This is a genomic window from Lacipirellula parvula (genome assembly GCF_009177095.1).
GTDB classification, from domain to species: domain Bacteria; phylum Planctomycetota; class Planctomycetia; order Pirellulales; family Lacipirellulaceae; genus Lacipirellula; species Lacipirellula parvula.
Genome location: NZ_AP021861.1, coordinates 820,511 through 844,675 on the forward strand (window position 1 = coordinate 820,511; position 24,165 = coordinate 844,675).

18 protein-coding genes are annotated in these 24,165 nt (G+C 62.1%); 12 read left to right on the plus strand and 6 right to left on the minus strand.

The window, feature by feature from the left end:
• Positions 1–256: 256 nt before the first annotated feature.
• Entirely contained in the window at positions 257–1,876 is a 1,620-nt protein-coding gene (locus tag PLANPX_RS03110; RefSeq protein WP_152097314.1) for a trypsin-like peptidase domain-containing protein, read from the minus strand.
• Between the two features lie 883 nt (positions 1,877–2,759).
• Here PLANPX_RS03110 and metG point away from each other — a divergent pair.
• From metG to PLANPX_RS03130, 4 genes are all read left to right on the plus strand, one after another.
• Positions 2,760–4,811, plus strand: a complete 2,052-nt coding sequence (gene metG / locus PLANPX_RS03115; protein ID WP_152097315.1) for a methionine--tRNA ligase — start codon at positions 2,760–2,762, stop codon at positions 4,809–4,811.
• 91 nt (positions 4,812–4,902) lie between these two features.
• On the plus strand, positions 4,903–6,012 hold the full coding sequence (locus tag PLANPX_RS03120; protein WP_152097316.1) for a WD40/YVTN/BNR-like repeat-containing protein: 1,110 nt from the start codon (positions 4,903–4,905) through the stop codon (positions 6,010–6,012).
• Positions 6,013–6,047: 35 nt separating this feature from the next.
• Positions 6,048–6,344: a MoaD/ThiS family protein gene (locus tag PLANPX_RS03125; protein ID WP_152097317.1), complete on the plus strand. Its 297-nt coding sequence runs from the start codon at positions 6,048–6,050 to the stop codon at positions 6,342–6,344.
• 107 nt (positions 6,345–6,451) lie between these two features.
• Positions 6,452–7,282, plus strand: coding sequence for a DNRLRE domain-containing protein (locus PLANPX_RS03130; RefSeq protein ID WP_152097318.1), 831 nt, complete (start codon positions 6,452–6,454; stop codon positions 7,280–7,282).
• Between the two features lie 99 nt (positions 7,283–7,381).
• Here PLANPX_RS03130 and PLANPX_RS03135 read toward each other — a convergent pair whose 3' ends face one another.
• The 3 genes from PLANPX_RS03135 to PLANPX_RS03145 all read right to left on the minus strand — a co-directional run bounded on the left by PLANPX_RS03135 (position 7,382) and on the right by PLANPX_RS03145 (position 10,851).
• Positions 7,382–8,905, minus strand: a complete 1,524-nt coding sequence (locus tag PLANPX_RS03135) for a carboxypeptidase-like regulatory domain-containing protein (protein WP_172991827.1) — start codon at positions 8,903–8,905, stop codon at positions 7,382–7,384.
• 262 nt (positions 8,906–9,167) lie between these two features.
• On the minus strand, positions 9,168–9,578 hold the full coding sequence (locus PLANPX_RS03140) for a very short patch repair endonuclease (RefSeq protein ID WP_152097320.1): 411 nt from the start codon (positions 9,576–9,578) through the stop codon (positions 9,168–9,170).
• A gap of 49 nt (positions 9,579–9,627) precedes the next feature.
• Positions 9,628–10,851, minus strand: a complete 1,224-nt coding sequence (locus tag PLANPX_RS03145; protein WP_172991828.1) for a DNA cytosine methyltransferase — start codon at positions 10,849–10,851, stop codon at positions 9,628–9,630.
• A 215-nt stretch (positions 10,852–11,066) separates the two neighbouring features.
• On the opposite strand from PLANPX_RS03145, the gene PLANPX_RS03150 reads away from it, so the two are divergent.
• Positions 11,067–12,872 (plus strand): redoxin domain-containing protein, encoded by a 1,806-nt coding sequence (locus PLANPX_RS03150; RefSeq protein WP_152097322.1) that lies wholly within the window; start codon positions 11,067–11,069, stop codon positions 12,870–12,872.
• 468 nt (positions 12,873–13,340) lie between these two features.
• Positions 13,341–14,315 (plus strand): DUF1559 domain-containing protein, encoded by a 975-nt coding sequence (locus PLANPX_RS03155; RefSeq protein ID WP_172991829.1) that lies wholly within the window; start codon positions 13,341–13,343, stop codon positions 14,313–14,315.
• A gap of 472 nt (positions 14,316–14,787) precedes the next feature.
• On the opposite strand, the gene PLANPX_RS03160 is transcribed toward PLANPX_RS03155, so the two are convergent.
• Positions 14,788–15,627, minus strand: a complete 840-nt coding sequence (locus tag PLANPX_RS03160; RefSeq protein ID WP_152097324.1) for an MBL fold metallo-hydrolase — start codon at positions 15,625–15,627, stop codon at positions 14,788–14,790.
• 435 nt (positions 15,628–16,062) lie between these two features.
• On the minus strand, positions 16,063–16,803 hold the full coding sequence (locus tag PLANPX_RS03165) for a segregation and condensation protein A (RefSeq protein ID WP_198421839.1): 741 nt from the start codon (positions 16,801–16,803) through the stop codon (positions 16,063–16,065).
• Positions 16,804–16,951: 148 nt separating this feature from the next.
• On the opposite strand from PLANPX_RS03165, the gene PLANPX_RS03170 reads away from it, so the two are divergent.
• The 6 genes from PLANPX_RS03170 (at position 16,952) to PLANPX_RS03195 (ending at position 24,130) form a co-directional block, all read left to right on the plus strand.
• The gene (locus tag PLANPX_RS03170) at positions 16,952–17,494 is read left to right on the plus strand and encodes an HIT family protein (RefSeq protein WP_152097326.1); all 543 of its coding nucleotides are present in this window, start codon (positions 16,952–16,954) and stop codon (positions 17,492–17,494) included.
• A gap of 235 nt (positions 17,495–17,729) precedes the next feature.
• A complete protein-coding gene (dgt, locus tag PLANPX_RS03175) occupies positions 17,730–18,839 on the plus strand; it encodes a dGTP triphosphohydrolase (RefSeq protein ID WP_152097327.1) in 1,110 nt (369 codons plus the stop codon).
• 206 nt (positions 18,840–19,045) lie between these two features.
• A complete protein-coding gene (locus tag PLANPX_RS03180) occupies positions 19,046–20,095 on the plus strand; it encodes a PIN/TRAM domain-containing protein (protein ID WP_152097328.1) in 1,050 nt (349 codons plus the stop codon).
• A gap of 262 nt (positions 20,096–20,357) precedes the next feature.
• A complete protein-coding gene (locus PLANPX_RS03185) occupies positions 20,358–21,821 on the plus strand; it encodes an HD-GYP domain-containing protein (RefSeq protein ID WP_152097329.1) in 1,464 nt (487 codons plus the stop codon).
• A gap of 244 nt (positions 21,822–22,065) precedes the next feature.
• Positions 22,066–23,139 carry a DUF6666 family protein gene (locus PLANPX_RS03190; RefSeq protein WP_152097330.1) on the plus strand — a complete coding sequence of 358 codons (1,074 nt, stop codon included), beginning with the start codon at positions 22,066–22,068 and terminating at the stop codon, positions 23,137–23,139.
• Positions 23,140–23,281: 142 nt separating this feature from the next.
• Positions 23,282–24,130, plus strand: a complete 849-nt coding sequence (locus PLANPX_RS03195) for a GIY-YIG nuclease family protein (RefSeq protein ID WP_152097331.1) — start codon at positions 23,282–23,284, stop codon at positions 24,128–24,130.
• Positions 24,131–24,165: the final 35 nt, after the last annotated feature.

The following is a 24,165-nucleotide window of genomic DNA, read 5'->3' on the forward strand; positions in this document are numbered from 1 at the left end:
TTGGTGGAGGCGCCGGTTGGGTTGTGACGAATGTGCCGGCGAGATCGCACCGCAGTTCGGTGTTGCGCTTCTAGCCCCGGGCGGGGGAGACTACCTAGTAGCCAACCTCCGGAGCGCGCGGGAAATAAAACCTTGAGGTCCCCTCCCCTGGAGGGGGAGGGTTAGGGAGGGGTGGTTGAAGCGGGTACCAGGGTTCTACCCCCTCCCCCCGCCCTCCCCTCAAGGGGGAGGGAGCCAGAGCATTTCTCTCAAGAGGCTAGCGGAGGAGCGAGTTGCCGGGTTGCGTGGCGATGCTCGCAGCCGACGAGGGCTGCTTACTTTGCTGCACGGTGCGGATGAACTCCGGCGAGGCGGAGTCGAGCGTGAGGATCTCGCTCTGCCCCGAGCCATCTTTGCGGCGGATGATCATGATCACTTCCGAGTCGCCGCCGCGGCGGCCCATCTCTTGGATCGCGGCCCGCTCGTCGGTCGAGAGGCTGCCGGCGTCGACTGCCGCGGACTGCGTCGGTGCGGCAGAGGCAAATGGATTCGCAGCATTCGGCTCGCTGGTTGGCGGGACCGAGGCATTTTGGCCGCGGACTTCGAACGGTGCCGGGGCTGGCGATGGCGCGGCCGCCAGTTGTGGAGCGACGGCCATCGGCGCGGGCGCTGCGGCAGGAGGTTGGGAAGCGACTGGAGCTGGGCCGGTGGGGGTCGCCGGCGTTTGCAGCGTCGCGGTCAGTTGCAGAGCGTCGAGCTTTTGATAAATCGACTCGATCGACGAGTAGAGCCCTTCGTTCCCTTGCGGGTCGGCGGCGAAGCAAACGCCGATCAGTTGGCCCGCGGCGTTGAACAACCCGCCGCCGCTGCGGCCTTCTTCGGGGGCGCGAGCGACCTCGACGTTCGGGTGGCCTTGGTAGCGATTCACCGCGGTGATGCGGCTCTCCCAGGGAGTCGGGTTGTCGCCATGGCCGCAGCCGACGCTCGTCACGGGAGCTTCGGCCATGAGCTGCGTTTGCCGCGGAGCGATTGGCGTCACCGCGACTTGCAGGTTGCTGGTTTCAAATACGAGGAGCGCGAGGTCGCGGTCGAGATCGAAGTCGATCACTTGCCCTTGAGCGGAACCAGCCGGCTCAGCGCCGTTGGGGCCCGCGCGGAAGAGCGTGATTTGTACGGGGCCCTGCCCTTTCGACTCGCGGAACAGGTGGCCGCAAGTGAGGACGAGCGCTTTGCCGCTGCGGGCGTCGATGACCGTGCCGGTGCCAGTGCTTTGGCCGGCGGCGTCGGCGATGGTCAACCGCACCGTCGAATTGACGAGCGGCCCTGATCCGCCGATGCCTGGCGGCGCTTGCGGGGCGCTGGCTGCGGGGGCGGCTTGGGCGCCGAAGGGATTCGCGACGTGCGAGGCGACTGTTGTCGTCGTCGGCGACGACGTGGCGCTGCCAAGCGTCGTCACGCGGCCCGGCTGCGGCTGCTGAGTCTGGGCGAATGGGTTGGCCGCTTCCGGTGCATTGCCGACGAGCGACACCGGCGCTTGCGTCGTCTGCAGCGGCGTGCTGGGCGTTTGCGCCGCGATCGCCGTCGCCTTGTGAATCATTTCCACGAGTTGTTCGTGCGTTGTGCCGCCGACGAGCCGAGCGTATTCCTTGCCGTCGACGAATACGAGGAACGTCGGGAACCGATCAACGCGATATTGATCGCAGGCTTGCGGCTGGCTCGTCGCATCGACCTGGCGAACGGCGTAGCCTTCCGAGGCAAGGCGCTGGATCACGGGACGCATCCGCGCACAGGGGCCGCAGTTTTGCGTGGTGAATTCGATGAGCACCGTTTCGGCGAGCGCTTGGGCGCCGGCAAGTGAAACGATGAGCGTGAGAGCAAGTGTACGCAGCCAGACCATTGCTTCCCTCCATGGATGCTTCGGTCAGGGCGGTTGAGCGTGAACTCGTCCGCAGTGTCGTGGCAGGTCGGGGCGGCAGGAAGCGCGGGCCGCGGGCAGAGGCTCGTCGCGTCCGCAGGATGGTTGCCTGCGAGGCGGCGGCGTCAACGCGCGACTACTTCCGTGTCGTCCGGTCGACCTGTCGGCGCCAACCATGTTGCGTGCGAGTGAAAATCCTTTTCACGGTCGCAGGCAGATTGGCAGCCTGTCAGTTTTGGGAGTACGTCAGTGTGGCCGTTTCAGCGCGGCGGGAGCTCTTGCCTCCACCGCGCGGGCCAATTTGTCCAAGATTCGTAATTCTTACAAGGGCAACCATTGGCGAGCGTCCGCGAGATTGCGGCGATTCACCAGAGTTGCCGGGGTTTCTGCTCGTTGCCGCGAGGATGCTAGCGGCGAGGAGTCGATTCGCAGCGATCAAATTGCATATCGCGTGCCGTGAGCTGCGCGAGCCGCGGCGGCGTGAACCTGCGGCGCTGGAAAAGGCTCTGTTTTCCGAGCGAAACGGTTCGCGCGGCGTGGACTCCCGAGCGGTCGCCGTCGCCGGTAGAATGGCCGCTTCCAAGGCGTTGCCTAGGAGGGTTTTTTTGTGGGAGGCGTCTCCGACGCCGATACCTGTTACCACCACAGGCGATTGTGGTGGCTCGAAGTTGCTTCGGGGTCGGAGACCCCTCCCACAGATTTTTTGAGTAGCCGTCGCTTCTTGTAGTGGCTGTGCGTGCTAGCAGTGAGCTGCTGCGAGGGGCTGCCCGGACCGCGTGGCGGTCCGGCTAGTTTGAGATGAATTGTTTGTAAGCGTTTTGATTTCGCCGATCACGGATCACCAGTCACCGACCACTCCCCCGCCATGCCCCGTCGCCTGCTCGTCACCTCTGCCCTCCCCTACGCCAACGGCCATATTCATATTGGCCATCTGGTCGAGTACATCCAGACCGACATCTGGGTGCGGTTCCAGAAGCTGTTTGGGAACGACTGCCGCTACATGTGCGCTGACGACACGCACGGCACGGCGATCATGATTCGCGCGCGGCAGGAAGGCCGCAGCGAAGAAGAGGTGATCGCCGACATGCAGGCGGCGCACGAGCAAGACTTCGCCGGCTTCGGCATCGAGTTCGACAACTATGGGAGCACCCATAGCGAAGAGAACCGCGCGCTCTGCCATGAGATTTGGTCCGCGATTCGCAAAGCGAATCTCGTGAAGGAAGAGTCGGTCGAGCAGCTGTTCGATCCCCAGGCGGGGACGTTCCTGGCCGACCGCTTTGTCCGCGGCACCTGCCCGAAGTGCAAGTCGGCCGATCAACCGGGGGACAATTGCAGCGTTTGCGGCCACCACTACACGCCGATCGAGCTGATTGATCCGGTGAGTACGCTCACGGGAGCGAAGCCAGAGGTGCGCTCGGCGCTGCACTTGTTCATCGAGCTAGAGAAGCTGCACGGCTTCCTGGCCGAGTGGACGCAATCGGGCGATCACCTGCAGCCGGAGATCGCTAACTACCTGCAGGGTCACTTCCTCGGCGACCCGCTCCGCGATTGGGACATCTCGCGGCCGGCGCCTTATTTCGGGTTCGAGATTCCCGACAGCCCCGGCAACTACTGGTACGTTTGGTTCGATGCGCCGATCGGCTACATCGCCAGCACATGGCAGTGGTGCAAGCGGAACGGCCAGAAGCTCGACGATTGGTGGAAGTCGCCCGACTGCGAAGTCCATCATTTCATCGGCAAGGATATCACTTACTTCCACACGCTCTTCTGGCCCGGGATGTTGAAGACGGCCGGCTTTAGCTTGCCGACGAAGGTTCACATCCACGGCTTTCTCACCGTCGATGGCGAGAAGATGTCGAAGAGCAAAGGGACGTTCGTCCGTGCTCGCACCTACTTGAACCACCTCGATCCGTCGTACCTGCGGTACTTTTACGCGACGAAGCTGTCGTCGCGGGTCGACGATCTCGACATGGCGATCGACGAGTTCATCGCGAAGGTGAATACCGATCTCGTGAACAAGGTTGTCAATCTTGCGAGCCGGACGGCGAAGTTCGTCGAGAAGACGGGCTTGTCGGCAAAGTATCCCGACGACGGCGGGCTATTCGCTGCGGCCGCCGCCGCGGGCGACGAGATTGCCGCTGCGTACGAAGAGTGCGATTTCAACAAGGCGATGCGGCTGATCGTGGCGCTTGCCGATCGCGCGAACCCGTTCGTCGAAGAGAACAAGCCGTGGGAACTGCGGAAAGATCCGGCCAACGCCGAGCGTTTGCAAGATGTCTGCACGATCGCGCTCAATTTGTTCCGCCAACTGGCCATTTACCTCGCCCCGGTGTTGCCGAAGCTCGCGCAACAGACGGGCGATTTGCTCAACGATCCGATTACCTCTTGGAAGCAAGCTGCGACGCCGCTGGTCGGCACGCCCGTTGCCAAGTTCACTCACATGCTCCAGCGCGTTGAAGAAAAGGACCTGCTCGCGATGATTGAAGAAAGCAAAGAAGAAGCTGCCGCCGCCACCCCTCCTGCTCCCGCCGGCGGCGCTGCCGACAAGTGGAACGACTCGGGCGACGCCCTCGCCGCGGAACCGCTCGCGCCGGAATGCACGATCGACGATTTTGCGAAGGTCGACCTCCGCGTCGCCCGCATCATCTCGGCGGAAGAAGTTCCCGATGCCCGCAAACTGCTGAAGCTGCAACTAAGCCTCGGCGGCGGCGTGACGAAGCAAGTCTTCGCCGGCATCAAGGCGTACTACGAGCCGGAGCAACTGGTCGGCCGGCTGGTGGTGTGCGTGGCGAACCTCGCGCCGCGGACGATGAAGTTCGGCGTGAGCGAGGGAATGATCGCCGCGGCGGGGGGCGGGACGGAGGCTTATTTGCTGACGCCTGATTCGGGCGCGAAGCCTGGGCATCGGTTGCACTAATCGTGACGGTGGTACAGCCCTGGGCAAGCTTGCCCAGGGCTAAGGGGGCGACCGACGCGATAGTCACTCGACTCTGCATGGAGTTCTCATCATGAGCGGCGTTCGGGTTCTTGTCGGCACGCGCAAGGGGGCGTTTATCCTCACGTCCGACGGCCATCGACAGAAGTGGGACGTCTCGGGCCCTCACTTCGGCGGGTGGGAGATCTACCACATGAAGGGCTCGCCGGTCGATCCGAACAGGATCTATGCGTCGCAATCGAGCAGTTGGTTCGGGCAGGTGATCCAGCGTTCGAGCGACGGCGGCAAGACGTGGGAGCCGGTCGGCAATCAGTTTGCCTACGAGGGGGATCCCGGCACGCACCAGTGGTACGACGGCACGCCTCACCCGTGGGAGTTCAAACGGGTGTGGCATTTGGAGCCGTCGCTCACCGATGCGGACGAGGTGTACGCCGGCGTCGAGGATGCGGCGATCTTCCGCTCGCGCGACGGCGGGCAGTCGTGGCAAGAACTCCCCGGCCTGCGAGCGTGCCAGGGGCCGAAGTGGCAGCCGGGCGCCGGCGGGATGTGCCTCCACACGATTCTGCTTGATCCGCAGAATCCGCTGCGGATCTTCATCGCCATCTCCGCGGCCGGCGCGTTCCGCACCGACGACGGCGGCCTAACGTGGCGGCCGATCAACCAAGGGCTCCGCTCCGAATACATTCCCGACCCCAACGCCGAGATCGGCCACTGCGTTCATCGGATCGCATTTCATCCGTCGCGGCCCGACGTGCTGTTCATGCAGAAGCATTGGGACGTCATGCGGAGCGACAACGCCGGCGACTTGTGGCGCGAGGTGAGCGGCAACCTGCCGAGCGACTTTGGCTTTCCGATCGACGTGCACGCTCACGAGCCGGAGACGATTTACGTCGTGCCGATCAAGAGCGACTCGGAGCATTACCCGCCGGAAGGGAAGCTGCGGGTGTATCGCAGCCGCACTGGCGGCGGCGAGTGGGAGGCGCTCACCAACGGGCTGCCGCAGCAAGATTGCTATGTGAACGTGCTACGCGACGCGATGGCGGTCGATCGCTGCGATCCGTGCGGCGTCTACTTCGGCACGACCGGCGGGCAGGTCTATGCGTCGCCCGATGGCGGCGACACGTGGTCGGCGATTGTGCGCGATTTGCCGGCGGTCACTTCGGTGGAAGTTCAAACTCTCTAACGCAGCGGCGGCGTTTGTGCGCCGATTTCTCAGTCATGGTTCGCGTCATCTTGCCGCTGCATTTGCGAACGCTCGCCCGCGTTGACGGCGAGGTCGAGGTCGCCGTTGAAGGGGCTCCGACGCAGCGGACGATTCTCGACGCGCTCGAAGCTCGCTATCCGATGCTCCGCGGCACGATCCGCGAGCATGGCACGCAGCAGCGGCGGGCGTTCCTGCGGTTCTTCGCTTGCAACGAAGACGTTTCGCATCAGTCGCCTGATGAACCACTCCCCTCCCCCGTCGCGGCGGGCGTCGAACCGTTCATGGTCGTCGGCGCCATCTCCGGGGGCTGAAGCGTCCGCTCTCAAATTTCTGCGTTGCAGTTCGCGCTGCCCATCGCTTGATCCTTCACTGCCGTGGCGACTTGCTCACGTCGCGGCCCAGCTTGAAGGAGTTTGCGATGAAGGTTCGTTGTTTCGCGTTGTTGGCCTTGTGCGTTTCCCTGGCGACGGCGCCGCTCGCGCAGGCCGCGACGATCATGCTCGGCGCCAGCAAAGATGCATCGATCTTCCAAAACAATGTTGGCAACAGCAGCGGCGCCGGCAACGGGTTGATTGCCGGCACGAATGCTCAGAGTTCGCCGCGACGGGGGGCGATTGCGTTCGATATTGCGGGCGCCCTGCCCGCGGGGGCGATCATTCAGGATGTGAAACTGCACCTCACGCTGGCGAGCGTCGCCGGCAGTGGCGGCGGCGACGGCGGGAACTCGCCGACGAACGTGACGGTCGACTTGCGTCGGCTGACGAAGGATTGGGGCGAAGGGACGACGCTGCAGCAGATGCCGCCGACCGACAACGTCGGCGGCCAGGGCCAAGGCGCGGTCGCCGGCAATGGCGATGCGACGTGGAACTCGAACTTTCACGGCACGTCGCTCTGGACCACTCCCGGCGGCGACTTCGCGTCGCCGAGCGCTTCGCAACTCATCGACGCGCTGACGAACGTCGCGAAAACATGGACGAGCGCGGCGATGATCACCGACGTGCAGTCGTGGCTCACAAACCCCAGCGGCAATTTTGGTTGGATGCTTGTGAACCAAAGCGAAGCGGCGTCGAGTACGGCACGGACGTTTTACTCGAGCGAAGTCGCGACGGCGGCGTTCCATCCGCAGTTGGAGATTACCTACGCGACCGCGACCGTGCCGGAGCCGGGGACGATTGTGCTGGGACTGGCGGCGAGCGGGTGCTGCTTGTTAGTTGCTCGCAGAAGGCGGACGGAAAACCTGGAAGCTTGATGTTCAAGCGTGCAACTCGGCGAGCCGTGGCGACCTCAAGCTGGTCGCCGCGGCTTTTTTCATGACTAAAGATTTCAGACCCCAGCGTCCGTCAATTCGTCAATCGCTAAACCTCGAGGGGAGTGCATTCTCGATCAGCGGTTCGTCGCCGTAGATGACGCGTCGCATGGGCGTGGCGAAGTTGGAAAGGTTGATGCTTCCGGGGCCGGCGTTGATGAACTCGTCCTGGTACCTGGGCGTGACGCGCGAGTCGGCATGCAACGCTAATTTCGCTCGCGTTAACGCCGTCGGCACTTTCACGACCAGAAAGGTCTTGCCGCCCCGAGCGATCAGATTGGTGGCGCCATTCCAGTACGTTGGTTTCTCGTCACCGTTGGGGATCTGGCCGCTCACGTCGAATTCGCCGTAGTAACTGACCGGTCCTTTCGCTTGGCGGCGATCGATCCATTCGAATTCAACGTCGACGTGCGGTTCCGCTTGGATGGTTCGTTCGACGGTTCCCGACGATTCTGGGAGCGTGATCTTCTGATTGACGAAGACTGCTTGCACGTCGCGGGAATTGACTTCGTCTGCTGCATTCCGGCGTCTCGCGTCGATCGACATCGTGAACGTGCCAGGCGACATAGGCGCGAACTCGTAGGAGCCGTCGGCTGCGGAAGTCGCCGTGCGTCCCGCGTGCGGACCGTGACGATTCGACGTGGTGAGATGGACGCCAGCCAATGGGGCTCCAAGTGCGTCGACGACGCGGCCCTTGAGGACGACCCCTTCGCGGAACTGCAACGTGCCAAAGTCGAGCACGCCGGCGGATTCGTTGATGCGAAGCGAATCTTTGCGGCCGTTGGCTTCTACCTCGAATGGAGCGTAGCGGACCAGCGGGTGGGTCTTGTCCTTCTCCTGCAGGTGTGAAGTTTTGATTGCTTCGAATCCGAGGCCTGTGGTGCCGATACGCACCCAATGCCGCACGTCCGAGGGAGGAACTGCGATCGAGAACGAGCCATCGTCGCGCGTCACCACCGAAGCGTGCCAGTTGGGCCATTGGCCGCGGTCCCACGAGTTGTAAATTCTCGGGGAATCGTCGCCCTCTTTGAAAGGCGACTCGTTGTAGATATAGACGCCGACTTTCAGCCTTACCGCAGCCGCAGGTTCGCCAGTCGGCGTCAACAACTTGCCGGTAACGTTCGTACCGCGCCACAGACGGATCTTGCGTCGTTCGTCGTCATTGCCACCAGCGACCGTGCCATCATTATCCTCGTCGAATCCTCCAACGATGGGCCATCTGTAGGTCCACCACTTCGGGGAGGCGGAGTGAACGGTCGTCACCTCGCCAGGTAACAGAGGGATTTGGATGTTGCCCGAGTCGTCGGAAGTCAGCTCGATGTTTTGCGACGGTTCGTCCGGGTGTTTCTTGACGTTGACGGCGACGGTGACGCCTTTGAGAGGAGTCTTTGATCTGGCTTCGACGAGCGTTACTTGCCACAGCTTGGGCTCTGGCGCTGCAGCAGCGCGTGCAGGTTCGGCGTTTGCGGCGGGCTCCTCGGCGCTCACTGCTGGCGGAAAGCCGGTGATGATGAGGGTGAGTAGCAATCCGGCAGCGAGCGCTCCCGCGATGTTGCGGGAACTCATTGCAGAAAGGCAGCGAAGAGGAGCGGGCATTTCAGACCTCGGCGGCTTGAAGAGGTCTCGATTCTAACGAACGCAGCGAGGTTACGTCTTCGCCAGTTCGTATGGGGCGGCGATTTGCAGTCGGTGGAGGAACTCGCAACTCGTTGTTGCGCTTTAGCCCTAGGCTCCGCCCGGGGGTAGTCGTACGCGGGGCGAAGTCTATCGGGGTGGTTGCCGACCCCCGGGCAAAGCCCGGGGCTAGATGGACTGTTGCCGTAATGATCTATCCCAGGAATCGGGCCAGTCGTTGCTGCAAGGCAGGCAGCTTCGCCTTGCGGGTTTGGCATTCCCACACCACGAGCACGCTCCAGCCGAGGCGGCGGAGTTTGCGGAGATTTGATCGGTCGCGGGCGACGTTGCGGTCGAACTTCGCTTGCCAGTAGTCGACGCGCGTCGCCGGCGTGGACTGGCCGGCGGCGCAGGCGTGGCGGTGCCAGAAGCAGCCGTGGATGAAGATCGCTTTGCTGAGTCGCGGCAGGACGACGTCGGGTTTGCCGGGCAGGTCGCTGCCGTGGAGGCGGTAGCGGAATCCCATGCCGTGCACGAGGCGGCGGACGATAAGTTCCGGCGTCGTGTCGCCGCTCTTCACCGCCCGCATGACGCGGCTGCGCTCGGCGGGGGTGAATTGGTCCATCGGAGGGTTCAGGTGTTGGGGTTCGGGGTTCAGGAAGAGGAATTAGGAGTCAGGATGCGGCGATAGGTTTTTTGCCGAACCCTGAACCCTGACCGCTGAACCCTTCGGCAGCTTCGAACACCGGCGTCAGCATGTGACGGTCGATCCACTCGATCACCGGCACGCACACCGCGTCGCCGAAGCCGAAGAGGCCTTGGATCGTGTTCACCGGCAGTGCGTAGTCGCCGGCGCCTTGGAGTCGAGCGTATTCGCGCGGCGTCATCCACCGCATGCGCAGTTCACCGTTGATGAGGGCGAGGATGATTTGTTTCGCGCTGCCGCCGCGCGGGGTGCGCAGGCAGCCGGCGACGCCGTCGAAGCGGACTTCCATTCGCTGCTGTCCGAGACGAACGCGGCGGAACGCGGTGAGCGCCACCGGCTGGCCGCGCCTGGCGCGAAGCGCTTCGACTTGTTCGGCGTGGCGGTCGAACATCATCGCGTAGTGGCGGTCGACCTCGGCTTGCTCCCACCATGCCTGGTCGTCGCCGAATTCGATGACGTCGCTGATCGTGAGTCGCAAGACGCTGGGGTTGCCGCAGTCGATGGTCGCCCAACCGGTGGCGGGGTCGATCGTTTCCATCGCGGCGCGAAGCCGCGCGGGCCGCAGCTTTTCTGCTGCGAGAATCGCCGCGTGCCAGGGATCGTTCGCGTCGCCGTTTTTCGAGCCCTTTGGTTTGACGACCAGCGGCGGCGATAAGAGGTCCGCTTGGTACCCGACGAGGAACATCCGCGGCCGACTCTGCGGGACGAACCACTGAGCGTCGATGATGAAGCTATCGACCCAGTAGCCGAGTGCGGCGAGCTCGTTCACGGCGGTGGCGAAGTCGCGACCGTCGTGCGAGGTGAGGAAGCCGGGGACGTTCTCCAGCAGCACCGCGCGGGGGCGGCGCTCGGCGAGTTGCTCGATCACCTGCAAGAAACCGAACAGCGAACCCGATTGCTCGCCCGCCAAGCCTTTGCGTTTGCCGGCCAGCGACATGTCCGTACAGGGAAACGACGCCGTGGCGAGGAACGGCCGACCCGGGATGCGGGCGATCACTTCGTCGACGCGCCACACGTCGCCCTCGTGGTAGTGGGGCGACGGGCCGTAGTTGCCCTCGTACATCTGCCGTTTTTTGGCGTCGATGTCGTTGGCGTAACCGCACTGCCAGCCGCTGCGGCGTAACGCCTCGTCAACGAGGCCGATGCCAGCGAAGAACTCGCAGAAATCCTTTCCGACGGGGCCCTCTTCCATAAATCTCTTCTGCTTGCTGCGGCGAATGCGTAACGAATAGCGGGGCCAAGACGCTGCATTATAGGGAAATGCTTCGCGATTGCACGGGTTGCCGTCGCCAGTCGATCGGCGCGTGTGCGGCGGCAACCGCGAGGCCGAACGTTGCCTTTCAACTTCCCCGTGCGATAACATAAACCCCGGCTTCGAGTTTTTGGCTCGCCTCAAGGATCTCGGCGATGATGCGTCTCGCAAGTTTATTAACCAGTTGTTGTCTGGTTGTTTCCTCGCTACTCACGGGCAGCGCTGCTACGGTTAACGCCACTGACGCGGGGGCGACGCGGATCAGCGACTTCACGCTCAACGATCACGCCGGCGCCAAGCGCTCGCTCAGCGAGTGGAAAGAGAAGCCGGTCGTCGTCGTGGTCTTCCTCGGCACGGAATGTCCGCTCGCGAAGCTCTACGGCCAGAAGCTCGGCGAGATGGAACAGCAGTTCGCCGAGCGCGGCGTGCAGTTCGTGGGCGTCAATCCGAATCAGCAAGACACGCTGCAAGAACTGGCCGGCTACGGCGTGAAGTTCGGCGTCAAGTTTCCGCTGCTGAAAGACCCCGGTGCGAAGATTGCCGCGCAGTTCGGCGCCACGCGGACGCCGGAGGCGTTTGTGCTCGATGCAGATCGCGTCGTGCGTTACCGCGGCCGGATCGACGACCAATACGGCGTCGGCGCCGCTCGCGATCGTGCAACGAAGACCGAACTTGTCGACGCGATCGAGTCGCTGCTCGCCGACAAGCCGGTCGCCGTGGCGGAGACGCAGCCGGTGGGTTGTCTCATCGGTCGTCGCGAGGCGAAGCAAACGTCGAGCGACGTCACCTACGCGAAGCACGTCGCGCCGATGCTGCAAAATCGTTGCGTTAGCTGCCATCGCGACGGGCAGATCGCGCCGTTCACGCTGACGAAGTATGACGACGTCGTGGCGTGGGCGGACATGTGCCTCGAGGTGATCAACGACGGCCGCATGCCGCCGTGGAGCGCGAACCCCGCGCATGGCGAGTTCCTCAACGACGCCCGACTCACGTCGGAAGAAAAAGAACTGTTCCAAAAATGGGTCGACGCCGGGACGCCCGAGGGCGATCCGAGCGACATGCCGCCGCCGCGGGCGTTCGTCGACGGTTGGCAGCTCCCCAAGCCCGACGCGGTCTACAAGATGCCGGTTGAGTTCGAAGTCCCCGCGAACGGCACGGTGCCGTACAAGTATTTCATTTGGGATCCGGGGTTTACGGAAGACAAATGGGTGTATGGCGCCGAGGCTCGGCCGGGCAATCCGGAAGTGGTGCACCATTTGTTCCTGTTCTACATTCCCCCGGGGCAGGAAAAGCATCGCCCGCAAGATCCGCTCTACAACGCGATCGCGGCGTTCGCGCCGGGGATGCCGCCGATCGTCGGGCCGGAGAAGTACGCGGTGCGAATTCCGGCGGGCTCGAAGCTTGGTTTCCAGGTTCACTACACGCCTAACGGCAAGGCGACGACCGATCGCAGCGAAGCGGCGGTGGTCTTTTCCGATCCCAAGAAGGTTGAGAAGGAAGTTCGCGTCGCCGCGGCGATGAATTTTAAATTTTTGATTCCGCCGCATCATCCCAACTATCCGATCGCGGCGGAGAAGACTTTCAACGAAGACACCTACCTCTACACGCTGACGCCGCATATGCACTTCCGCGGCAAGGCGTTTCGTTTCACGGCCCACTACCCCGACGGCAAGGAAGAGATCTTGCTCGACGTGCCGCGGTACGACTTCAACTGGCAGATCGTTTACCTGCTGAAGAAGCCGAAGTTTTTGCCGGCCGGGACGGTGATGAAACTGGAGGGGCACTTCGACAACTCGGCGGACAATCCGCTGAATCCCGACCCAGCGCAGTTCGTCCGTTGGGGCGATCAGACGTGGGACGAGATGATGCTCGGCAGCATGACGGTGAGCGCGGCGAACCAGAATTTGCAGGCCGAGCGCGAAGCGGCCGAGACGCCCGTTTCGTCCGCGGGCGGCGAGTGAGTTGCATTAACGGGATATGAGGATCGCTATTTAAGTCGCATCATTGATGCGAGACTCAACCGCGCTAGCGCACAGTCTCCCTTCGCCGACAACTAGTGATTATCGGCGAATTAGTTAAATTGGGGCGACCTCGTAAATAATTGCGGCGTCGATATTTGCGACGCCAGTGCGCGCGACGTAACTCTTGTGAAAACCGCGAGTTAGCGGACTCGTTGCAAGAAACCGTAACGAAATCCCCAGATTCTGTGCGTAGTCGTTCAGCGCGTTTGCGCATCAAATTTTAGAAAAGGGTTGTCAGGCCCAACGTCAGCGGTTTAGGTTTGGTCCATCACAGCGATCAACTTACCTGCCTTTGACAACGTCGTTCGAGTTCATTGATCGAACCGGCGACGTTCCTACCCCCGCGATCGCCGCATACGGCGGCATTCCCTCCGCGACGATCGTTAGTCCCCAGTGGAGATGTTTTTTATGGCAAGCCGACGAAACAATCGCATGGCCCGCGGTTTCACGCTTGTGGAACTCTTGGTGGTGATCGCCATCATTGGCATGCTGGTCGCCCTGCTGTTGCCGGCCGTCCAAGCGGCGCGTGAAGCCGCTCGACGCAACTCATGCGTCAACAACATGAAGCAGATCGGTCTGGCCGTGCAGACCCATCACGACGTGAAGAAGCAGTTCCCAATGGGCCGCGACGGCACCGTGCAAACGGCGACTTCTTGGGCCTTCCAACTGCTGCCGTACCTTGAGAAGGCGAACATCTATCAATCGCTCAACAAGCTCAAGAAGGTCACAGACGACTTGAACTCGACCGCCATGCGGACGCCCGTCGAAACCTTTGCTTGCCCGAGCCGTCGCACGGCCGCGGCTGATCGTGATTTCGACAACAACGACGCTCCGCCGGAGCCGCAGCACCGCGCCGCCGCCGCTTTGGGCGACTACGCCGCCGTGGCCGGGCTCGACTTCATGAACGGCGTCATTGGCGTCGGCGTGAACGGTCCTGACAGCGATCTGCGTCCCGACCTCCGTCCCGAGTCGAACGAGAGCGGCGCCATCTACAGCTACTCAAAGGTTCGCGCGAAGGACGTCACCGACGGCCTGTCGAACACGCTCGGCATCGGCGAGAAGCACAAGCCGCAAGTGCCGACGAACAACAACCCCGACATGCTGCACTACGAGCAAGGCGACAACGCCTTCCTCGCCGGCGATTCGCCGAAGACGATCTTCGCCGGCACCCGCTTCGGCGCCCCGGGCAGCACCGTCTCGGGCATCGCGCAAGGCCCCGACGACGGCGCCAACACGAAGTTCGGCAGCGAGCACAACGGCCTCACCCACTTCGTCTTCCTCGACGGGCATGTCCGCGGGCTGAAGAACGAAGTCGACTATCAAGTCTTCAACGCGGCCGGCACAATCGGCGGCGACGAAGTCGTGCCGGATGATGCGCTGTAGGTTTTCGTATCGCTACATTTGCGATCGCATGTGACGAGTCGCCGATGCTTTGCATCGGCGACTCTTTTTTGCTGGTTGCTTAAATTTCGCTATCACTTTTCCTTGTCACTTTTCCTTGCGGGGCTCAAGTATATAGCGGCTAACAGCCCCCAAAGGGGCGGCATGATGTAGCCAGGGGCGTTAGCCCCTGGTAGGAAGCGTCGCGATGATCTAGAGCCCCGTTAGGGGCGACACCGCTCCCAATTATTCACACGAGGAGTGTCGCCCCTAACGGGGCTGAAAAGACTGTTCAGTTCTGGAACCAGGGGCTTGCGCCCCTGGCTACATTACTCAGCCCCTCCAGGGCCAGCACAGTCAGCTATTCACGCCGATCGACGGCGCATTGCCTAGAGGAGAGCAACTCTGTCGCACGCTTAAACCACTCCTCTCTAACCTTCTCCCTCATGGGGAGGAGAACTTAGGATTTGGTTATTTAGAGCCACAGCATCAGCCGGCCGTCGAGCATGTCTGGCAGCGCCTTGCGCACCATCCGCTCTACCGACGAGGCGCCGTAGCGGGTGCTGAGGTGCGCGGCGATCACGAGTTCGTTTTTGAACTGGTCTTTGCGGTCGACGAAATCGTCGAGGTGCATGTGGCCGAACTTGTGGATCTTTTCTTTGCGGTGTTCGGGCGAGACGAACGTCATTTCGCAAATGAGGATCTTCGCCTCGTACATCGCGGGGCAGGCGTCGAGGCCGGCGGGGGCCGTGTCGCCGACGTAAGCGACGAGCGGTTGGCGGACTTCTTCGGTCACGGCGGCGCCCGACATGCGGAGGTCGCGGATTTGGTCGCCGCTCAGATCGCGGTACTCCGACTTCAGCTTGTTGCGGCGATCCCACACGACGTATCCGAGCGACGGCACAGTGTGCTTGGTCGCGCTCACGGTGACGACGAGTTCGCGCGAGAGTTCGATCTCGTCGCCCGGCACGAGCGGGCGGAGGTCGCATGGCATGCGGCCGCGATCGAGGCGGACGAAGTTCTTGAGGATCTCCTGCACCGGTGCGATCGTTTCCTGCGGCAGGTAGATGACCGGCGGCTCCATCTTCATCATCCGCCGCCGGGCGACGTATACCGGCAGCGCGGCGATATGGTCGAGATGGCCGTGGCTGACGAACCACGTTTCGGTCCCCATGAACCCCCATGGTTGGGCGCCGAGGTCGAAGCCGATGCTCAGTTCCGGTAGCCGCCAGTAGCTTTGCACGGCCGCCCGCGAGTAGCCCTCGATGGTGAGCGGGCCATGTTGAATCGTTTTGACGGGGGCGTTTTCGACCATCGAACCGAGCGGTAAAGGCAGGGATGCGGCAGCGGCGGGGACTACCCAATGTAGAGGTAGAGGGGGCTGGGCGAAAGGATGTTCACTTGGGCGATTGGGAATCGACGCCGCAGAGTTTTTACCACGACTGCACGGCGACCACGACGGCACGGCGACCACGACGGAATGCAGAGAAGGGGAAGAGCCCGCGAATGACGCGGATGTGCGCGAGTGAGGAGTTGGTCACTGTGAACGATTGCTACATGCTCGTCGCTTGGGATTCCAGGCGGCGCTCTCATTCAGTAGTAAATCTCACGAAGAAATGTGTGGCTCCCTCCCCCTTGAGGGGAGGGCTGGGGAGGGGGTGGAACGCTGGTACCAGCTTCTTTCACCCCTCCCTAACCCTCCCCCTCAAGGGGAGGGGACCTCAGGGTTATATTTTCCGGTTGGTTGGCGTCACGCCGCCGCTTCTGTAGCGATTGGCTGCGGAGCCAGCACCCAGATTTCGCCGAACAGTTCTTCCTGCTCGACGCAGGCATGATGGTGGCGGATCAACTCCAGCACCGCGAGGAACAGCCCCACCATTCGCGAGCGGTGCATCCCAGGTTCGAAGAAGTCGGTGAAGAGAATCCGCCCTTCGGTCGCCAGCCGTTCTTTGATCCGCTCCATGTGGACTTCGATCGGCGTGTCGTCGTAGCGGATCTTCGTTGCGACTTCGACGCTCTTCTGCTTGATGACGCGGCTGAACGCGCTCACCAAGTCCCATAGCTCGACTTCGTGGATCGGCTGATCTGCCGGATCTTGCGACGCCTCGCTGAGGTCGTCGGCGCGGCGCTCGTAGCGGAGTTGCCACTGCCGGGCCCGTTCTTCGAGCTGGTTAGCGGCTTCCTTATATCGTTTGTATTCGAGCAGCCGAGTGACGAGCTCTTGCCGCGGGTCGTCGACCGTCTCTTCCTCGATTTCCTCATGCCGCGGCAACATCAGCCGCGACTTGATTTCCATCAGCTGCGTCGCCATTTCGAGAAAATCGCCGACGGCGTCGACGTCGATGACCTCGATCACCGCGAGGATCTCCAGGTACTGCTCCGCGACCCGGGCGATCGGGATCTGCAGCACCTCCAGCTCGTGCTTTTTCACGAGGTAGAGGAGCAGATCCAACGGACCGGCGAACATGTCGAGTTGAACGCGGAAACGCATCGGGATACAACAGAGGCGGGGCGGGCATTAGCTGGCGCCGCGGATTATGGTGAGAACCGGGCCGCGCGACCAGAGCATCGAGACTCTAGCTAGCAGGCGAGTTCTCAGCGGCAATTTGCCGCCCGCGGGCGTTCGCCGGATCGAGACAATGGACGAACAACGCCTTTGGGCCCCTTGGCGAATGAACTACATCGCCGGTGCGAGGGGCGTCGAACCGACCCCGCTGGAGCCGATCGCCTGGCTCCCCGGCGCCGAGCCGACCTGTTTCATCTGCAAGGCGGCCGCCGCCTACGCTGACGAACGGGCGGCCCGTCAGCAGAACCTCGTGCTTGAGGTGAGTAATCACACGATTACGCTGCTGAATCTCTACCCGTACAACAACGGCCATCTGCTTGTTTCGCCGCGGCGACATGTGGGCGAGTTCGGCGACCTGACCGATGCCGAGCATCTCGAGGCGATCCAGTCGCTGGTCCGCTACACGCAGCGCTATCGCGAGGTGATCAATGCCGAGGGATTTAATATTGGGTTGAACCTCGGCCGGCCGGCGGGGGCTGGCGTGCCGGGGCATTTGCATTGGCACTTGGTGCCGCGGTGGAACGGCGACAACAACTTCATGCCGGTGACGGGCGACTCGCGGGTGATTTCGCAGTCGCTGCGGGAGCTGTGGGAAGCTCTCACGAAGTCGCATTGAGGATTTCCCCTCCCTGGCAGGGAGGGGCTAGGGGAGGGATTCCCGACGTGTCCGTGACGCAGCGGCGTGAACTTCACTCAGCGTTGGGAACTTCGTGACGCAACAGCTTCGGGCCGTTTTTATGGATCGCTCCGGCGGCTCGTTGAGCCGCGGCTACTTCGGCGATGCTCGAAAGTTTGAGCTACGTTAGAATGGCTTGATTCTTGCTTCCCGCCCCTTCCGATTCAGTGCTTTCGTGGAAACCGATTCCGCTTCCGACCCCGACGCCCGCCTTGCTCCTTACGCGATGCATGGCCGCGACACGGCTGGGCGCGTGCACGACGAACCGACGCACGCCTACCGCAGCCCTTACCAACGCGATCGCGATCGTATCGTCCACTCAAGTGCGTTTCGCCGACTGGCTCACAAGACGCAAGTCTTTACCGGCACGATGGGCGATTACCATCGCTCGCGGCTAACGCACACGTTGGAAGTGGCGTCGATTGCCCGCACCGTCGGCCGCACGCTGGGGCTCAACGAAGACCTGATCGAAGCGCTCGCGCTGGCGCACGATATTGGCCACCCGCCGTTCGGTCACGCTGGGGAAGACATCCTCAACGAATGTTTGGCGGAGCATGGCGGGTTCAATCACAACCGCCAGGCGCTACGGATCTTCGAAGTGCTGGAGACGCGCTACCCCGACTTCCCGGGGCTCAATCTCTCGCGCGAGATTCTCGCCGGTCAGCAATCGCGGAGCGACAAACTGCGACCCGTCGACGCCGGCGGGCGGCTGCTTGAGGTGCAAGCCGTCGACTCCGCTGACAGCATTGCGTACAACGCTCACGACGCCGACGACGCCGTGGAGCTGGGCATGATCGACGTCAACGAACTCGACGCGTCATCGATTTGGCGATTGGCTTCCGTCAATGCACGACGCCGTTACGCGAATCTCGACGCTCACCAGTTCCGTCGCGCAGCGGTGCACGAGTTGCTCGACCTGTTCATCGGCGATCTCATCAAAGCGTCGCGTCAGCGGCTCGCCGAAGTGAATCCCTCGAACGCGCTGCTTGCCGCGTTTCAGCCGCACGCGCTCATTGCCTCGTCGCCGGAGCTCGCCGAGCAGAAGATGGAGCTGCAGCGGCTGTTGTTCGAGCGCGTGTACCGCCACCCGATCGTGCTCGACCAACGCGCCAGAGCTGGCGCGGCGCTGCGCGAGATGTTCGCTCAGTACGTTGCCGACCCCGCTCCCCTGCCCCGCCGGTTCCTCGCAATCGCCGAGTCCGAAGGGGTCCACCGGGCGGTCGGCGACTATCTCGCCTGCATGACAGACCATGCGGCGCTCGAGGAGCATTCCCGAGGAATCTGATCGATATCCCCTCCTGGTCGGCGTAATCCCACCTTTCGGCGGCCCGCCGAGGCGTCGGAAGTTGGGTTCTGCTAATTGGTTCCGCCATCTGGGGGTGGTAGAATCGAGTTTTCGGGGGATACATATTTTAAGGCACGCGCCGCACCATCATCGCCTGTGCGACGGTCCCCTCGTGCGCCATCATCCCGCCTTCAGCCGAAATTTTTATGGCACTGGTCATCCTGCGCTGCGTCTTCATTCTGGTCGCCGCCGGCGTTGGCTTTCAGATCATTCAGGCCGATAAGCTGCCGCAAGAGCCGTACGTTCCGTGGCTCGTCGTCGGCGGATTGATCACGCTCGCTGGAACGGTCATCGCGATCGACGTCTTCTCCGGTCGGAAACGCCTCGACACAATCACTGCCGTTTACTTCGGCCTGATTATCGGACTGTTCCTCACGTACGTGCTAATGATCGCGCTCAGCCCGTGGCTCGAGCCCGACACGCCGAAGCAGATGAATTGGGCGCCGTGGACGACGCTGATCCTCGGCATGCTCCTCTGCTACACGTGCATCAGCATTTTGATGCAAACGAAGGATGATTTTCGGTTCATCATTCCGTACGTGGAATTCGCCAAAGAGATCAAAGGGCTGAAGCCGCTGGTGCTCGACACGAGTGTCGTTATCGACGGCCGCATCGCCGACGTCATCGAAACCCGCATTATCGACAACCAGTTGATCATGCCGCAGTTCGTGGTCGCCGAGTTGCAGGCGATCGCCGACTCGAGCGACAAACTCAAGCGCGGTCGCGGTCGGCGGGGGCTCGATATTCTCAATCGCATTCGCAGCGATGCGAAGGTCGACCTCGTGATCTTCGACCGCGAACTGCCGCAGTTCGCCGGCCAGCCAGTCGACCAGAAGCTCGTGCTGCTAGCGAAGCATCTCGAAGGCAAGGTCGTCACCAACGACTACAACCTCAACAAGGTCGCGAAGCTCCATAGCGTCGGCGTTATCAACCTCAATGAACTGAGCAACGCCCTGAAGCCGATGTTCATGCCGGGCGAAACGTTGCAAGTTCGCGTCGTCAAGCCGGGCGAAGAATCGGGGCAAGGCGTCGGCTACCTCGAAGACGGCACGATGGTCGTCATCGAAGGGGGCCGCGAACATGTGAGCGAGAATGTCGTCGCGCTGGTGACGAGCGTGCTGCAGACGAGCGCGGGGCGGATGGTGTTTGGGCGGTTTGAGCATCGCGTCCCCGTCGCTGCCAAGGCCGACGCCTAGCGCGGAGGCCGTGCGTGGCCGTGTGGACTGTAAAGACCGTGGGGATAAACCCCACGGCTCGCTTGCAGTGTATGGCGAGCGGCGGGGCTTGTCCCCGCGATCACCTGTAACGCCTGTGACGAACATGCAGCAGGCTTTCGCCTCGCACCGCTGTGGCTGGCCACAATCCACCGGCCGGCGCGACGTATTCTTGACGGTGATCACCCTTGCGCTCCGCCCCTCGCGGAGCCGCGCCTTGTCGTCGCCACGCTGAGATTCCGTCATGCCGCCAGTCGATTCGTTGCCGTTCGCCGGCGAACTCAATTCGCCCGCAGCGCACCCTGGCTCTCCGATCGCCGCAGAGATTCGCCTTTCGGAAGTGATCGCCGCGATGTCGTACGCACTCGACATTACCGAAGGCCAACCGCAAGGCCACGCCGCGCGGACCTGCCTCATCGGCATGCGCATCGCGCGCGAGATCAAGCTGCCTGCCATTGATCAGTCGGCATTGTTCTACGGATTGCTGCTCAAGGATCTCGGTTGCTCGAGCAACGCCGCCAAGATGTGTTACCTGTTCGGCGCCGACGACCGTCAGGTGAAGCGCGACATCAAGACCATCGACTGGCCGAAGATGACGGCCAGCATCCAGTTCGTGCAGAACCAAGTGGCGCCGAACGGCACGCGTCTCGAGCGTCTACTGAAGATGGTGTCGATGGCGCTGCAAGGTCCGTCGGGCCCGAAGCGGCTTGTGCAGACGCGTTGTGAGCGCGGCTCGATGATCGCACGTCAACTCGGCTTCCCTGAAGCGACGGCCAGCGCTATCCATCAACTCGACGAACACTGGAACGGCAAAGGCCATCCGCTCGGCTTGAAGGGCGAGCAGATCTCGCCGCTTGCCCGCATCATGGGGCTCGCCCAAACAGTGGAAGTCTTTTTCTCGCAGCAAGGCTTGCTGGCGGCAATCGACATCGCCGAGGATCGCCGCGGTCGGTGGTTCGATCCCGAACTCGTCGATGCGTTTCTCGCCACGCGCGACGATTTTGATTTTTGGCGGCGAGTTCATCATCCGAATCCGCACCAGCAGGTAGCGGCGTTCGAGCCCCCCGATGCCGCGCTCATTGCCGACGAGCCGCAACTCGATCTGATTGCAGCGGCGTTTGCGCAGGTGGTCGACGCCAAGAGCCCCTGGACCTACAAGCATTCGGCCGGCGTTGCCGACATCGCCGTCGGGATCGGCGAAGTCCTCGGCTTCAATCCGCTAGAACTCCGCGGCATTCGTCGCGCGGGACTATTGCACGACATCGGCAAGCTCGGCGTCTCGAACCTCATCCTCGATAAGCTGGGGAAGATGACCGACGACGAATTCACCGAACTGAAAAAGCATCCGAGGTTCACCGAGCAGATCGTCGGCCGCGTCGCCGGACTAGGCGGCTTGGCGGAGATCGCGGCGGCTCACCACGAAAAGCTCAACGGACGCGGCTACCATCGCGGCATCATGGCCGCGGATCTGCCTCTCGAAGCACGTTTGTTGTCGGTCGCCGATATTTTCGAGGCGCTCTCGGCTGCTCGACCCTATCGCGACGGGATGCCGATCGAGAAGATTTACGAGATCATGGACCGCGACGCTGGCTTCGCCATTTGTGAAGAGTCGTACGCCGCACTCAAGCATTGGGTCGATCGCCGCACGTTTACTTCCCGCGTTAACGACCAGCTCGACGCGGTGGAAAAGCTCGTTGATGAAATCTGATGTTGTTGGCGCCAATTCCGCGTGCTAGCAGATGCGCGCGTCGCGCCGCGCGACAAATCTTTCCATGCTTCCTCAATGGGGCGCTTTTCGCTCATTGATCAAGCCCGCCCCCATGCGGCTCGATCTGTTGATGGAAACACACTAGCGGCCAGCGTATTCCCGGCTGCTAGCAGCTTGAGCAATCGCACGTGCAGGATTCGCAGTTGCGAATCGAAGCAGTTTCCAACGATCGATGGATCGACCCATGAAAAACGGCTTCGCCACGCTCGGCCGCCTCGCACGCCCACTCTCCGTATGCACGTTGAGCCGAGGCGCGATCCTGGCTGCCCTGTTCACGGCGAACTCGCCAGCCATCGCCGCGGACGACCTGATGAGCGCGGCCGCGTCGCGTTACGACGAACCCGCATTGTCGTCCTCGCCGCTCCTTGCTGACGCCGCCGTCGTTGAGGCTTACGCGGAACTCCCTGTCGCCGGCGACGTCGACCTCGCGTCGCACGAAATCTACGCCCCCTACGCCTGGAACTGGCGCGACACGCTCAGCCTGTTCGTCGGCTACGAAGGTTCGAAGCAGCCGCAAGATTTTGGCGTGAACGCGCACTTCGGCGGACGCTCGCACCTTAACTTTGGCATGCCGGTGCTTGAGGAAGCGGGCCTCGGTCTGCAGATGGGAACCGCGATCAACGCCACCGCCAACGCGGTGCAGGTGAATGACCGATTGATCGACAATTCATCGCGTACGCAAAGCTTCACGACCGTCGGCCTCTTTCAGCGAACCGACGCGGGACTCATCTGGGGTCTTGGGTACGACTTTCTTTACCAAGAGTACTACGATAACTTCACGCTTGGCCAGTATCGCGGCCGGCTCGGTTGGCAAGTGAGCCCGGCGAACGAGTTTGGCGTCCAAGCCGCAATCCGCGACAACAACGACGCCGGCCAGTACGGCGCCGTGACGGTGCTGCTCCGCCCGATCACGCAAGGGAGCGTCTACGCCCGTCACACCTGGAAAAACCAAGCCGCGATCGGCTGTTGGGTCGGCGTCGCCGAGGGGCACAGCGAAGCCAATGTCCTGGGCGACTACCCGCCGCAAGACGAATGCCTCGTCTTCGGGTCCGACCTGTACGTGCCGCTCGGCGACTACGTGGGATTGTTCGGCGAGTCGAACTTCATGACGCCGGTCGACACTGGCGCCGTCGACGCGTATCTCGGTTTCGAAATTCATCCGTGGGGCGGCGCTCGTCTCGCGCGGCACAATCTTTTTGCTCCGGTGCTGCCGGTGGCGAACAACACCTCGATGACCGTCGATCTGTTGCGCCGCTAGAGGCGACAATGCGAGCCGCGGGGTTTATCCAAGCGGTCTTGCGCCAGAACATTTGGCGTCTGGCACAAAGAGTCGCTAGACTCTTCTTGTCTTATCTGACTCTGCTCAACTCATGCGAATTCTGTTTTAGAGCAAAACTCACATGCCGAGTGCGACGATTAAACTGTTTCTCGTTCAAGGCGACGCCAAGCGGCTGCGCTCCGCTGAACTGTCGAACTGGAATGGAAAGGCTGTCGCTGGGCCCAGGAGTGAATTGGATAGCCTGCTTTCGAGGGAGGAGAGCCTGAATTCCGGCGTCTATTTCCTGACCGGAGTCGATCCTGAAACGGGCCGTAACGCTGTGTATATCGGCGAAGCGGAATGTATTCGAGATCGTCTGAAATGCCACAATGAGAAGGAATTCTGGAATCACGCGACGTTCTTCGTCAGTAAGGACGAGAACCTCACCAAGTCCCATATCCGGTACCTTGAAGGCCGGTTGATCGAGCAGGCGAAGGCGGCTGGCCGATCGTTAGTAGTAAACGGGCAATCAAGTGGAGCGAAATTGCCCGAGTCCGATCGCGAGGATATGGAGATTTTTCTCGATCGCATTCATCAATTGCTGCCAGTTCTGGGCGCTGATTTTTTACTGCCTACGTCGAGCTCGCCGCAGTCTCGGGCAGAGCGGCCTCTATACCACACCGAGTTGAAGGGCCTCCGAGCCAGTGGGCATGTGTCTCCGGAAGGCTTTGTCGTATTGACGGGTTCTCAAGCTGTGTTCGTCGAGTGGCAATCCTGTCCAACCTACTTGAGGTCGCTTCGTCAGCGGCTTGTTGGTGAAGGCGTATTGAGTTCAAACGACAATTGCTGGATCTTCACGGAAGACAAGGAGTTTTCTAGTCCAAGCGCGGCGGCCGCGTTAGTTCATGGTGGGCCAGTGAACGGCCTTCTCTGCTGGAAGACAGAGGAGGGGAAAACTCTGAAGGAAATTGAGTCGTTGCATCAGAGTTAGCGTGGCGTACTTGAAGACCGTGGGGATAAACCCCA